12 protein-coding genes are annotated in these 14,103 nt (G+C 43.6%); 5 read left to right on the top strand and 7 right to left on the bottom strand.

Annotated elements, in window-relative coordinates; all coding sequences use genetic code 11:
• The first annotated feature begins 242 nt into the window (after positions 1-242).
• Positions 243-1,553 (top strand): DNA-processing protein DprA, encoded by a 1,311-nt coding sequence (gene dprA, locus ACHUFM_RS06140; protein ID WP_394180587.1) that lies wholly within the window; start codon positions 243-245, stop codon positions 1,551-1,553.
• Positions 1,554-1,629: 76 nt separating this feature from the next.
• Here the strand turns inward: dprA and ACHUFM_RS06135 are convergent, their stop codons facing one another.
• The gene (locus tag ACHUFM_RS06135; protein ID WP_394180585.1) at positions 1,630-2,049 is read right to left on the bottom strand and encodes an RNA-binding S4 domain-containing protein; all 420 of its coding nucleotides are present in this window, start codon (positions 2,047-2,049) and stop codon (positions 1,630-1,632) included.
• 42 nt (positions 2,050-2,091) lie between these two features.
• Between ACHUFM_RS06135 and cysQ the strand changes: the two genes are divergently transcribed.
• On the top strand, positions 2,092-2,958 hold the full coding sequence (gene cysQ / locus ACHUFM_RS06130) for a 3'(2'),5'-bisphosphate nucleotidase CysQ (protein ID WP_394180583.1): 867 nt from the start codon (positions 2,092-2,094) through the stop codon (positions 2,956-2,958).
• Between the two features lie 224 nt (positions 2,959-3,182).
• Here cysQ and ACHUFM_RS06125 read toward each other — a convergent pair whose 3' ends face one another.
• Positions 3,183-3,758, bottom strand: a complete 576-nt coding sequence (locus ACHUFM_RS06125; protein WP_394180581.1) for a TetR/AcrR family transcriptional regulator — start codon at positions 3,756-3,758, stop codon at positions 3,183-3,185.
• Between the two features lie 157 nt (positions 3,759-3,915).
• Between ACHUFM_RS06125 and fabF the strand changes: the two genes are divergently transcribed.
• Positions 3,916-5,190, top strand: a complete 1,275-nt coding sequence (fabF, locus tag ACHUFM_RS06120; RefSeq protein WP_394180579.1) for a beta-ketoacyl-ACP synthase II — start codon at positions 3,916-3,918, stop codon at positions 5,188-5,190.
• Positions 5,191-5,305: 115 nt separating this feature from the next.
• Here fabF and ACHUFM_RS06115 read toward each other — a convergent pair whose 3' ends face one another.
• From ACHUFM_RS06115 to ACHUFM_RS06100, 4 genes are all read right to left on the bottom strand, one after another.
• Entirely contained in the window at positions 5,306-6,625 is a 1,320-nt protein-coding gene (locus ACHUFM_RS06115) for a TRAP transporter large permease (protein ID WP_220150969.1), read from the bottom strand.
• Positions 6,618-7,175 carry a TRAP transporter small permease subunit gene (locus ACHUFM_RS06110; RefSeq protein WP_394180577.1) on the bottom strand — a complete coding sequence of 186 codons (558 nt, stop codon included), beginning with the start codon at positions 7,173-7,175 and terminating at the stop codon, positions 6,618-6,620. Before ACHUFM_RS06110 ends, ACHUFM_RS06115 begins: the two co-directional genes overlap by 8 nt.
• A gap of 123 nt (positions 7,176-7,298) precedes the next feature.
• Positions 7,299-8,327 (bottom strand): TRAP transporter substrate-binding protein, encoded by a 1,029-nt coding sequence (locus ACHUFM_RS06105; protein WP_113873094.1) that lies wholly within the window; start codon positions 8,325-8,327, stop codon positions 7,299-7,301.
• Between the two features lie 399 nt (positions 8,328-8,726).
• Positions 8,727-10,616 (bottom strand): methyl-accepting chemotaxis protein, encoded by a 1,890-nt coding sequence (locus tag ACHUFM_RS06100; protein ID WP_394180574.1) that lies wholly within the window; start codon positions 10,614-10,616, stop codon positions 8,727-8,729.
• Positions 10,617-11,007: 391 nt separating this feature from the next.
• Between ACHUFM_RS06100 and ACHUFM_RS06095 the strand changes: the two genes are divergently transcribed.
• Complete coding sequence (locus ACHUFM_RS06095) at positions 11,008-11,946, top strand: LysR family transcriptional regulator (protein ID WP_394180572.1); 939 nt, start codon at positions 11,008-11,010, stop codon at positions 11,944-11,946.
• 3 nt (positions 11,947-11,949) lie between these two features.
• Here ACHUFM_RS06095 and ACHUFM_RS06090 read toward each other — a convergent pair whose 3' ends face one another.
• Positions 11,950-12,672, bottom strand: coding sequence for an FCD domain-containing protein (locus ACHUFM_RS06090; RefSeq protein WP_394180570.1), 723 nt, complete (start codon positions 12,670-12,672; stop codon positions 11,950-11,952).
• Between the two features lie 215 nt (positions 12,673-12,887).
• Between ACHUFM_RS06090 and manD the strand changes: the two genes are divergently transcribed.
• Positions 12,888-14,099, top strand: coding sequence for a D-mannonate dehydratase ManD (gene manD / locus ACHUFM_RS06085; protein ID WP_394180568.1), 1,212 nt, complete (start codon positions 12,888-12,890; stop codon positions 14,097-14,099).
• Positions 14,100-14,103: the final 4 nt, after the last annotated feature.

Raw genomic sequence — 14,103 nt, 5'->3', positions numbered from 1 at the left:
CTAAATATGTTGGCAGGCAAAAGGAGAACAAAACGTGAAAGATTTAGTCTCCATGCGCTGCATAGGTTAATAGGTGTATTGTAACGCATGTAGTTGGATTGGGCAGTCTTCTCGTGGCGGTTTTTTACCCAATATGATTCAATGGGTTTGATAGTTGTGCTCTATTTTAATCATATAGAATCACCAAAATGCGACTTGGCAGGATGCCAATAGCAAATACTCGTTTTGCAAGGATGCGAAAAATGTCTAGCCCTTCCCTATTGAGCCAAGAAGATTGGCTTTGCTTGAGCTTTTTATCCGGTATTGGCCCTGCTCGTCTCTCTCGCCTATTCACCTATGTAATGCATATAGAAGTAGAGGATTCAAAACTCTCTGACGTGCACACTTTAGCATCGGATGATCCGCATGCTACTAGTCATCCGCCAGCTAAGCAAATTGACGACGTATTATCTTATGATGTTTTGAGATCTTTGAAATGGCCAGATGTCACCGCTCGTGAAGCCATGGCGTATTTAACAACAGGCAGCTTGAGCGATGTGCAAGAAAAGAAACGTCAGGACTCTCTTGCTTGGCTAGAGCAACAGAATCATCATCTTATTTTACCAACACATCCTGCCTACCCAGAGTCGTTAAAACAAATTAGTGTTGCCCCTGTGTTACTGTATGCAAAAGGAAGTTTAACAGCATTGAGCGTCCCTAAATTTGGCATTGTCGGTGCAAGACGCTGTTCAAGTTATGGACGGGACATGGCATTTCATCTGGCCTATGAATTGTCAGCGTTGGGCATTGCCATTGTTAGTGGTGGGGCAATGGGGATCGATACCGCAGCGCATCAAGGCGCATTAGCCTCTAACCAGACCCCTAGTGTTGCCGTGATGGGGACAGGACTCAAACATTTATACCCGCAAAAGAACGCCTTATTGTTTCAACAACTATTAGATCAGGGAGGTTTGCTAATAAGTGAATACCCACTAACAACAACACCAAAACCTAGCTTGTTTCCCCCAAGAAATCGAATCATAAGCGGTTTGAGCATGGGGGTACTGGTGGCTGAAGCGTCTCTCAAAAGTGGTTCACTGATCAGCGCCAGTTATGCGCTACAACAGAATCGAGAAGTGTTTGCCTTACCTGGTCGGATTAACGATATGAATTCAGCAGGCTGTCATCAGCTTATTCGTCAAGGCGCGACCCTGGTTCGTAACGTTCAAGACATTCTTGATGAGTGCCCTAATGACTGTTTGCCAATGAATAGGACGACGGAGCATGATGCGCCTACTGCCGAAGAAAGGCTGACACAGGCTTCTTCATCGGAGGCTTGTGCTGGACAGGCGGTTCTCTTCAAACAAGATAACAAGCCTAAGCAGATTCCAAAATCACTCTCATCAAATGCGAAACAGATCATTAACTGTATCGAGGATCAAGCAAGAGCAATGGACTTTGATGAATTGGCTCGTGCGACTAAGCTCAATGCAAGTGGGTTAATGCAAGCACTCATGGAATTAGAGTTGAATGCTTGCTTAGAAAATAAAGACGGTCGCTATGTGCGTATTTAGCTATGTGCGTATTTAATAGAGCAACACAGGGTCTTATTAGCAACGTATAAGCGGATACATATAGATAGAGTGTTTGTTAATCCATGCCACCAAAGATGTCTTGTTTTAACTGTTTGATGTCACGACGCTCTTTCTTATTTGGTTTATGATCTGCCATGATGCGACCACCAAAAGACTTGTGTTCCAATGCTCTTTTTTCCCGTTTCTCAATGGACTCTGGTGTTTCTTCATAAAGCAGCCTTGCTTCTGGCGCGCCTCTTCTTTGCCCACTAATGCTTTTGATTTCGACGACCTTCTCATCCCAGCCTATTCGAATGCCGATCAAAGCGCCGACTTCAACATTACGACTGGCTTTGCCCTTACTGCCATTGTATGTAATCTTACCACCGTCAATGGCGTCTTTACTGAGTGAGCGAGTTTTGAAGAATCGTGCCGCCCAAAGCCACTTATCTAAACGAACAGCTTGTAGTTCTGACTGTTTTTCTGTTTTACTCATAAGGAATACATTGACCTATATTGTTGTCATATTGAGGCTGTTATGCAGGACGTTAATCAACACCCCGTTTTTCAAGCGCTACAAAAAATAATACACGATGCAGCCACAGCGATCATGGAAATTTATCAACGTGCCGATTTAGGAATTCAACAGAAGTCGGACGATAGCCCTGTGACGGCGGCTGACTTAGCAGCTCACCGTGTGATTATTGCGGGTTTGCAAGTACTTACACCTGACATACCAATATTGTCTGAGGAAGAGACGGTTAAATTTGAAGAGCGCGTTAAATGGCCAAGCCTGTGGATCGTTGACCCTTTAGATGGCACCAAAGAGTTCATTAAGCGAAATGGTGAATTCAGCATTAACATTGCATTAGTGCAAGATGGCAAACCCATTGTTGGCATGGTGTATTTGCCAACCACATCAGAAGGTTACTTTGGCGTAACGGAACCTTGGCGAGACTTGCCGGTTGGCGCGATTAAATGGCATGACGACGTAGAACGAGAAGCGACGTATGAATCCATTAATGTCAGAGAGCCAAGAGAGCCTATTATTGTCATGACCAGTCGCAGTCATGGCCCTGCTCTGCCTATTGATTTAAAAGACACGCTAAAAGCCAATTATGAGCAAGTCAGAGAGTTGCCAAAAGGCAGTTCAATTAAGGGATGTCGCATTGCAGAAGGGATTGCAGATTTACACCTACGTCGTGGCCCCACCAGTGAATGGGATACGGCGGCGCAACAGGCGATTATTGAAGCATCGGGTGGTATGCTGGTGACGCCAGAAGGAAAACCATTTCGATACAATCAAAGAGAGACCTTATTAAACGGTCACTTCTTTGTTTCTGGCGATGAAATTGCTCCAATTATCATGCGCTGGTACGAAAACAAAGGCAATGAAACAGACTAGTTAATTCGGATTGTTGGTGAACTTCTATCTGATTCATAGTCCGCAGAAAGAATAAGATAAAAGCCATGTGTTTCACGTGAAACACATGGCTTTTATCTTATTGATCTTGTCTGTTTTATTTATAATAACGAGACATCATCGTCGCTATGTCGCTATGTCGCTATGTCGCTATGTCGCTATGTCGCTATGTCGCTATGTTGCTATGTCGCTATAAAGGTGATCATTCAAGCCATTTTCAATCTAGACACAATGCGTTCATGTGCCCGTTTCAAGAAGTCATTTTGTAATGGTTGACTGATGGAGCGTGCAATCGAAACGGTTCCGACTAACGAAACTACGGTTTCTTCCGCTAAGGCTTCCGCCTCAGGGTTACCTCTTTTTTTTAAAATGGTCGCCAAACGTTCCACCAAGGTGTCGAAACACGCTTGATATGCCTGCCTTACCTTTTCTTCTTTGTGGGCCGCATCCGTCACAAGAAATTCCAAAGGCGAAGGATGATCTTGATCTGTCTTGCTCCAACTTAAATAACGTGTCACGAGTGCCTTAAGATGAGTCTCTTTGCCTTCGGTTCGCTTGTCGTCTCGTGCCCAAAAAGCGTGAGAGGCTGCGAATTGCATGGCCGCTTCGTAAAGGCTACTCTTACCGGAAAAATGTGCGTAGAAAGCTCCGTGCGTCATATTGGCTTTTGACATAATTTGCGTTAACGTCACACGATCAAACCCTCTAGAGCAAAACAATTTTGCCGCCGCGACTAAAATACGTTGGCGAGTTTGCTCCTTGTGTTGCTGAGTATAAGGCATCTTGTTCCCTCCTTAATGTAGCCATCTTGCAGTAAAAATAAAATATTATCTTGATCATATTAAGTCTCACTCTAGCATGGGTAAGGTCATTTTGCAGAGATCAAATAAAACGATCAAAAATGCAAAACCACTTATTTGAAATGCCGAGGGTTAACTCATGTCGTCACAAGATCGAATCGTTATTACCGGAATGGGCTTGGTATCGCCACTGGGCGTTGGCGTCGAATCCGTTTGGAAAAGGCTGATTTCTGGTGAATCTGGTATTCGTGCTTTACCCGAGTCCATTGCCGCAAACTTATCAACTAAGATCGCTGGGCAAGTGCCGAGTATTACGGAGCAAGAGAATGGATTGAATGAATCCGACTATCTGTTACCAAAAGAAAGAAAAAGAGTAGATCTGTTTACATTGTTTGCTTTAGCGGCCGCTGATGAAGCGCTAAAACAGGCAAATTGGCTACCTGAGATGGAACAAGAAAAACAAGCGACGGCCACTGTGATTGGTACGGGCATAGGTGGCTTCCCCACCATTACGAAAGCCCATACAACATTACAGGAATCAGGACCAAAAAGAATATCTCCTTTTACAGTACCCGCCTTTCTGGCCAACCTTGCCGTAGGTAATGTGTCTCTAAAGTATGGTTTCAAAGGCCCTCTTGGTACACCTGTTACTGCGTGTGCTGCTGGTGCTCAGGCCATAGGAGATGCTATGCGTTTGCTGCGATTTGGTGAAGCTAAGGTAGCTTTAGCTGGCGGCACGGAAGCGTGTATTGATACTTTGTCATTGGCTAGTTTTGGTGCTTTGAAAGCACTCTCAACCAATAATGACAACCCAGAGCAAGCCTCAAAGCCCTTTGACTCTGAGCGAGATGGTTTTGTCATGGGGGAAGGTGCAGGTCTCATTGTTATGGAAACCCTAGAGCATGCTCTAGCCAGAGGTGCGACGCCACTGGTTGAGATTGTCGGTTACGGCACCAGTGCTGATGCTTACCATTTAACCTCAGGCCCTGAGAGCGGCGAAGGGGCTGCGCGTGCGATATCGGCCGCCTTGACCATGGCTAGTATCAGCGCTGACCAAATTGGCTATGTTAATGCCCATGCGACATCAACTCCTGTTGGTGATCGTGGTGAAATTAATGCGCTAAAAAGTATCTTTGGCGACTCTGTGAGCAAAGTGGCGGTCTCTTCTACTAAGTCCTCTATTGGGCACTTACTTGGCGCTGCGGGTGGTGTGGAAGCCATTTTCAGTGCGCAAAGTATTCTCACTGGTACGTTACCAGCGACACTGAATTTACATCAGCCGGAAGACAGCATCGCAGATATGGATTTGGTACCGTTGGTTTCACGTGACAAAAAAGTCGACTATGTTTTGTCTAATAGTTTTGGCTTTGGCGGGGTGAATGCTGCGATTATTTTAAAGCGGTTTGAGCAATAAAAATGGCTCATAGCCAGTAAAATACTAAAAGATAAAGCCATTAAAAAAGCGGCGCTGTTTTGATCACAGAGCCGCTTTTATTTTTTATTCGCCTAGAGTGACAGGAATACAATCGTCATCCCATGAGTTTATTCGGTAACCACATGACTAACTCTGGGAAACACATACAAATGATCAACACCAAGAGTTTGATAAGAACAAAGGGGGTTACGGATTTGTAGATGTCTAACATAGTGATGCCTGGTGGTGCGATGCCCTTCAAATAGAACAAAGCAAAACCATAAGGCGGTGTTTGTACGGCTATCTCAATGTTAAGAATCATCAAGATACCAAACCAAATAGGATCAAAACCCAACGAAACGGCAATTGGTGTGAAGATTGGCGCACACATTAAAACAATGATGAATTCATCAATAATGAAACCCAGCAATAACATGATTAGCTGGAACATAATGATGACCATCATTGGCGATAAACCAAGGTCTTGTGTGAAGCTGGCAACCATGTTCTGTACCCCCATCAAAAGATGGAAGTTACTGAAGACCGTAGCACCAAAAATGATCCACATGGCGACACTGACCAACAAGGCTGCTTGCATGCCAGCATTACGAACCATACGAGGTTTAAAACGCTTAAACAGTATGGCCAAACAAATGGCACCCACGACACCGATTGCGCCAGACTCTGTTGGCGTCGCAACACCCATGATAATACTGCCTAGCACTGCCACAATCAGTAGTAAGGACAACAGGCCATCACGTGCAGTGAACCATTTTTCTTTTAGCGTAGGTGGTACATCTGGGGCTTTATCCAAAGGAGCTTTGCTGTGATCCAGCTTACAAGCAATCACCACATAAGTGATTAGTAACACAATGGTGATTAAAGCCGGCACCAAGGCCGCTATGAACATGCGCCCTACTGAGTTTTGTGTCGCCGAAGCAAACATGATCATTGGGATGCTAGGGGGAATCAAAATTCCCAAACCACCACCTGCCATGATCACACCCAAGGCCAAACGTTTGTTGTAACCACGTTCTAGCATAGGGCGTAAAGCAATGCTGCCGGACGTCATAATACCGGCGCCGATGATACCAACCATGGCACCAATCATAGAGCATACGATAATAACGCTAATGGCTAATGAGCCACGTACTTTACCAATTAACATCTGACTGGCGTTAAACATAGCATCGCCGATACCAGAGCGTGTTAGTAGCTGGCCCATATAAATGTACAAAGGAATGGCCAACAAGATAAAGCTAAAGTGAGTTGCTTCTAGAGTGGTAGGAATCACATTAAAAAGGCCGTCACCCCATGTGATGTAACCTACCGCCATCGCGATACCGCCTAGGCCCAAACCAACTGGTGCACCCAGCGCGAAGGTGACAAGAATACAAAGTAATAAAACGCCGGTAAGCAGTTCGATACTAATCATGAGGCGTTTCCTCTACATTTCGAATGGAATCTGGAAGTAATGTCTTGCCAGTAATCAGATGAAAACCTTCTTCTAATAAATCACTGCTCAATTGCAGACCAAGCATAAAGCTGGCAACGGCCATCATGACCCAGTAATGGTGCATATGAGGTGCCCATTCACTTTGACGGCGATAGTTAAACTGTAAGGCTTCCTCGAATTTGCCGATACTCATTTTGCAGATAATGGCGACAAAGAAGATGGCGAGGCAGAAAGAAATAATATTGAACAAACTGCGCATACGTGGCGATACTTTGTTGTAAAGAATATCGACGTTGATGTGTGCTCGCTGCTGTTGCGCGTAGGCACCACCTAAAGCGGCAATATAACCGAAAATAAATAAGGATAAGTCGTATGCCCAGATGGTCGGTTTGTTTAGAAAGTAGCGTGAGAACACTTCGAAGGCTACCACAAACGCCAAAACCGGCATCAAATAAGATATGGATTTGCCGACAAAGGCCACCAGCGCATGAATGGTTAGGCAATAGCGCCTAATCGCTGTCTCTATCATTGTGTAATACCTTAAAAGGATGGGAAGGGTTGGTTGTGCGTTATGACAAATTATTAAAAACAAAGGAGACAATAAAATATGTCTCCTTTGTTTATTGTATCAATCCTTTGATGAAAAGCAGTATTAGTTCGCTTCTTTACGTAGTACTTCAATCAACTCAGCACTGTATTTGTCAGATTTAGCGTATTCATCCCACAAGCCAGCACCAGCAGCTTGCCAAGCAGCTTTATCTGCATCACTTGGTGCAGGACTCCACTGTAGGCCTTTCTCTTCCATTTCAGCTACCGCTTGAGATTCCCAAAGCTTAGACTTAGTCAACTGATCACGAGCGTGAACCGTTGTCGCTGCAGAAACAATCGCTTGTAGGTCTGGAGACAATTTGCTCCAAGCACTGCGGTTTACGATGATAGGTAACACCTGAGCGCCAGCTAGAGGAAGTGGGTACATGTATTTTGCTACTTCAACATGGTTACCGTCGCGGTGGTCGATCATGTTAGAACCGATAGAACCGTCGATTACACCAGTTGATAGTGACGTGTAGATTTCGCCCCAAGCTAGAGAAACAGGAGACGCGCCTAGATTACGAAGGAATTTACCGTAAGCACCTGGTGCACGGATCTTCAAACCTTGGAAATCTTCAATAGAGTTGATTGGTTTTTTGGTCAGTACATAAACAGCAGGTTGGATGTATGGGTCAAGCCAAACAAGACCTTGAGAACCGTAAGCTTCTTTAAGAATTGGTGCCCATCCCTTTTCTTGGAACAAGGTTGTCAATTCAGCAGCATCGTCTGTACCACCTGGTAGACCAATTTCTACGATACCCGCAGGAAGCTCACCAGCGTGCATAGATTGGAAAGGCGCGCCCATAGTGATTAGACCAGATTTAACCGCACCTAGGATACCGGTTGTACCAACGCCTTCACCAGAGTAAAGAACTTGGACCTTAATTCGGCCCTCAGACATAGTTTCAATGTTTTTCGCCAAGCTTTCGTATACTTCACCGAATGCACTACCACGGCTGTATAGGTTAGCGAAACGCCAGTTGTGGTCTGCTGCTTGAGCCGCGGTAGAAGCCACTGCTCCTAAGCCAAGCGCCACTGCTAACGAACTTGCGACCAAACGTTTTTTTGCTTTTTGAATCGTCTTTAACATGAACTACCTCATAAACAAAGTTTGCAGAAAAAGGTCATCAACCAGATGTTGTGACAACTTGTATTGGATACTTTCAAAAAGCCAACAGGCGTTAAAGCATACAAAATCCATCTAAAGTTTTGCCATCATCAAACTATTGAAAAATTAAAAAGCCTTTTAAAATCAGCTAACTATATAAAAAACCGCACCACAAAGATGCCTCAATGCATCAATATGGTGCGAGATAAGATTTATTTTAAGTCAATAATAACATGAGTAAATCTATTCTATCGCATTGAAAAATATGCATATTTTTTGCAAATTTTAAAACGAATAGCGAGACAATCGTTTCGATGTGTCGATGCCCTAAATTGGTGCTTGTTAAGTAATTAACTTTTGAGAATCAATCATTCAAGCCCATTAAGACAGTTCAAACCCCTGGATTTGTTTCGCCAATTGTTTTGTTTGTTGGTGAATATTATCGTTAGCAGATTGAATGGATTCTGTGGCAAAGTGATTTTCTTTGATCTCTTGGGCGATGATATCCATGTCTTGTGCCATTTGTGTCGTGGTTAACGCCACTTCTTGAATCGCTTGGCTGATTTCTTGGCTGTTTTTCATGGCGTCTAAGGTATTTTTCTCAATCTGATGTATGGTGGTGACCGCGTTCTCACCCTGATTCCGACTCTGCTCAACCTTCGATAAGCTTTGAACCATGGCTTCAATGACGGCTTGTGTCTCTCGCTGAATGTTCTCTACCTTGTTGGTAATGTCGCCAGACGCTTTTACGGTTTGCTCTGATAGCGCTTTGACCTCATCCGCAACTACGGCAAATCCTCGGCCGGCCTCACCCGCTCTGGCGGCTTCAATGGCAGCATTCAGAGCTAATAGGCTAGTTTGCTCAGCAACACCAACGATTAGCTCAATCACCACATCGATTTCTTTTGATAACGCCCCCAGTCGATCAACCCGATTATTAGTCTGCTGAATAGAGTCTGCTACATCACCAATGCTGGTCATGGCTTGCTCCATCGTCTTCGCACCATGACTGGCCGATTCATAAGCCAGTTGAGCGCCACTTTCCACCGCTTGTGTCATATTACGGACGGTGTCAGCTGTGGCTGAAATTTCTTCTGTCGAGGCCGCTAAAGTATGGCTACGATCACGAATGCGTTGACTGCCAGTAATTATGGTTTGAATGCCGGCATCTAACTCATCGGCGGTGACAATGAGGTGTTGATTACTGGACAGTAGATGGCCCACTAATTGATGCAACTCATTCGACATTTGATAAGAGGCGATGGAAAGCTGCTGGAATTCATCTGGTTTAGTGGTATTCACCTGAAAACGTTGCGAGGTGAGTTTGCCGTGTGCAACTTGCTTTAATACGTTTAATACAGAAAACAGATTCTGATTTAAGGAGCGCATAACGCCAATCAAGACAAAGCCAATACAGGCTGTCAGTAATAAACAAGCGATGATTAAAGAATTGCGTGCTTGCTGTGCTGTCTGTTTAGAGCGTTGTTGAGCTTGCAATAGTAGCGTGCCCTGTAAATAGTCGGCACTTTGATCCATTAATTCCGTAAAATCATGACTCAACTTAGCCAGTGCGATTTGTTGAGAGTCAATGGCCATTGCACGTTGAATAACAGGAGTTAAGGCGTCTTCATAAGTTTTAATAAAAGGGTTAAAAACATCCCCAAAGCCTATGTTATTAACGTTGTTTTTTAGTTGGTTAATGGCTTCAAACAAACTATTTCTATGACTTTCGTCTCGATAAGCTAGGAAGTTCTTTTCTTGGTTACGCACTTCTTTAAAACTGGCTGCAAAGCTTGCCAATGTGCTGAATTGCTCTTCTAGAACTTGCGCTGATTGATTTAGCACTCGCAACGCCCCGGATTTTTCGTCCAACCCTAAGGCTTCTAATTGTGTGAGTTGCTGGCCTAGCGCTTCAATATACTTCGGTAGAATGGCTTGGCTTTGTTCAAGGTATTGCGCGCCACGCTTTCCGACGAGATCTGCTTCGATATTAAACCCTGCTGCTGTATTTTGTTGAATATTGGCCAGTGTATTTCGAACTTGAGGTAGACTGTCTGTTGTGACGACCGACATGGTGCGTTCAAATTTTAACAATACTACTTCAGTGTTCTTTACTTGAGTGGTCAGTGCGCTTAATTGACTGGCATCGTCGGCGGCACTCGACATTTTTGCCAAGTTATATATGGCATAAGCGCCAAAACCAGCATAACCAATAGATACCATGATCACTATGGCGATGAGTTTCTGACGGACGGATAACGCGATCGACATATTAAGCTCCCTAGAATCGCTTTTTCAAATAGGCTATTTGTAAAATTAAAAAAGCCCGCCTACCCAAATAGATAGACAGGCCAAAAACAAATATGCTGGAAGGTCGAAATGAAAGATGCGATAGGCAAAAGTCCATTTCTAAGGTATAACCGAGCAAACACGTTACTTTCTCAGTAATCAGATTATTGAGATCATGAGAGTGTTCGACCTATATAACCTTAATCAAGCACTAAGTCGGATGAAAGTAGGATCAATCAATGTAAAGTTAGAGGATCAACGAACTTAGTTGCTAAAATTGCAAAGAATAAGGGATGTCAGTGTCTACCCTGTTAAGGTCAGAAGAAGGATAATTGACTCATAATAATGAATCACGAAGGCGAATGAGGCAGAGATGAGCGCAAAAAACTATTCACTAGGACAAGTTGGTGATTATGAAATCAAACAGCTTAAAGTATTCAAGACGGTAGTGGACTGTGGCGGCTTTTCTGCAGCGGAAACCTCATTAAACATTGGTCGATCAACCATTAGCTTGCATATTTCGAACCTAGAAGCTCGCTTGAACTTAGTATTGTGCAAACGTGGCCGAGGGGGATTTTCCCTGACCGAAGAAGGCATCATTATTTATGAGATGACAGAAAAACTTTTGGAATCTTTGGATGCGTTTCGAACCACAGTGAATAACTTGAATGCCAGTTTGACAGGCAAATTGCGCTTGGCTTTGTCAGATAAGGTGAGCTTGGATCCGCGTAGTCACTTTCCTGAATTAATCCAGCGTTTTGTCAGTGAAGCACCTGAAGTCTCCATCACCACTAATGTATCGTCCATGTCAAATATAGAAAGAATGATATTAAATGATGAAGCGGATATTGGTTTCATTCCTTATCATCGTAAGTTAGATGGTTTAGATTACGTGCATTTGTACAGCGACGACTGTCATCTGTATTGCGGTAAGCATCATCCATTAGCGAGTTTATCTGAAGTTAATCAAGTAGAACAAGCTGACGTCTACCCTGCGACTCATGCTGGTTTAAAGCCTCATGAAGCCGTGAGTGAGCAAATTTCTCATATGAACCTCACCGCCATATCTTATTTTTACGATAGTCGTTTAGCGCTCATTTTATCAGGCCAATACATAGGCTTTTTGCCTGAGCAATATGCTCAACCCTATGTAGACAAAGGTGACATTCTTGCGGTTGCACCTAACAGTAAGTCTTATACTTTAGGCGTCGCTGTGATTTGTAAGAAAACCACTCAACCGAATAAACCTCGCGAGTTATTCCTTCGAGTATTACATCAGACGGTAGAAGAACTCATCGTCGCACCTTATTAATGTCTAGCTGTGCGGTTGGGCAAAAAGATAACCATCGAAATCTGGAGCGTCTGTGTCTGAGAGCTTAAACAAGGTTTGTTTAACGTTTTCTAAATGCTGCCACATAGCCTGTCTTGCCCCCTCCGCATTCCGTTTACGCAGTTGAACGAGTACTTTTTTGTGATCCTCTAACCATTGGTCATGGTAAGACGTATCCTGTATGCGGGCATGAAGTTTTTTCCACATAGGGTTACCATCGCGCATATCCCATAAGCGCGTTGCAGTATCTAGAAGTACGGTGTTTTGTGTGGATTGTGCTATTAGCAAATGAAAGTCTCTGTCTGCATTATTGGCTTTTTCTACTGACTCCAACTCCGCGCTTTCTATTTCTAGTAGGTCTTGTAATGTTTGTAATTCTTGTTTTGTGATTACCAGCGCTGCACAAGCCGCGATGGAGCTTTCTATTTCTTGGCGTGCTTGTAAGAGTTCAAATGGACCCACATCTGACACCTTACTGTTTGCTTTTAAAGAAAGGTGGTTTTTTAAATAACTGCCAGAGCCTTTTCGAACTTCGATCAACTCTTCGATTTCCAGCATGATAAAAGCTTCTCTGACTAAGGTTCTGCTGACGCCAAATAGTTCCGCGTAGACGCGCTCCGTTGGCAATTTATCTCCAACTTTAATGTTCGATTTTGCTATCTCTTGTTTAATGCTTTCGCCAATTTCTCTGTAGAGTCGTTCTGCCATGGTGGATTCTTAGTGATTCTATATTGCCAATAATCTGGTATGCCATTTTTACGTAACTTGTATAAGAAGTCGATATTTTAATCAGCATAGACAAAGAATAAATCATATTGGTATGCCAATATTTTGTTTTCGCTTGTTTTAATCTATTTATTCAGTTATTTTTGTCCGATTATAGAAATTTGGTATGCCAAAAAAATAATAAGGTACCTTTATCCATGAAAATTCGATCAGCAAAAGTAATCGTGACTTGCCCTGGCCGCAATCTAGTTACATTAAAAATAGAGACTGACCAAGGTATTTACGGCATTGGCGACGCAACGCTTAATGGTCGTGAAAAATCCGTTGTTGCCTACCTTGAAGATCATGTTATCCCTACCCTAATAGGTAAAGACCCTCAGCGAATAGAAGATATTTGGCAGTATTTATATCGTGGCGCTTATTGGCGACGCGGTCCTGTTGGCATGACGGCTATTGCAGCCGTCGATGTGGCTTTGTGGGACATAAAGGCGAAATTAGCGGGAATGCCTTTGTACCAATTACTTGGCGGAAAAAGTCGTGAGAAAGTGATGGTCTATGGGCATGCTACAGGGTTAGATATTGATTCCTGCCTAGAAGAAGTTCGTAAGCATGTTGAGCTTGGTTATAAAGCCGTTCGAGTGCAATGTGGTATACCAGGTATACCAACTACCTATGGTGTTTCCAAAGAAGCAGGTAAACCTTATGAGCCTGCAGACTCTACTTTACCCTCTGAAAATGTTTGGTCGACGGAAAAATACCTTAATCATGTTCCCAAACTCTTTGCTGCTGTTCGCAAAGAGTTTGGGGAAGATCTACATATTCTGCATGATGTGCATCACCGCCTCACGCCAATTCAAGCGGCGCGTTTAGGCAAAGAAATCGAGAAGTTTCATTTATTTTGGTTAGAAGATTGTACGCCCGTTGAGAATCAGTCTTCCTATGAATTAATTCGTAAGCATACGACGACTCCCCTAGCGATTGGCGAAGTTTTCAATAGCTTGTCTGATTGCCAAGAGTTGATTCAAAATCAGCTCATCGATTATATCCGAGCAACCATTACCCATGCTGGTGGCATTACCAACGTACGCCGTATCGCTGATTTTGCTTCTATCTACCATGTCAAAACAGGCTTTCATGGTGCGACGGACCTTTCCCCTGTTTGTATGGGCGCAGCGCTGCATTTTGATACTTGGGTGCCTAACTTTGGGATTCAAGAACATATGCCACATACCAAGGAAACCGATTTAGTTTTTCCTCATGCTTATGAGTTTAAAGATGGCTTCTTTACGCCTGGTGACGTTCCTGGTCATGGTGTCGATATTGATGAAGAACTTGCCGCGAAATACCCTTATAAACCTGCTTATCTTCCGGTTAATCGCCTAGAAGATGGCACCTTGTGGAATTGGTAGAAAA

Source organism: Marinomonas posidonica, from assembly GCF_043643765.1.
Taxonomy (GTDB): Bacteria; Pseudomonadota; Gammaproteobacteria; order Pseudomonadales; family Marinomonadaceae; genus Marinomonas; species Marinomonas posidonica_A.
Note: the sequence above shows the minus strand (reverse complement) of the source record. Positions and strands in the feature narration are given on the sequence as shown.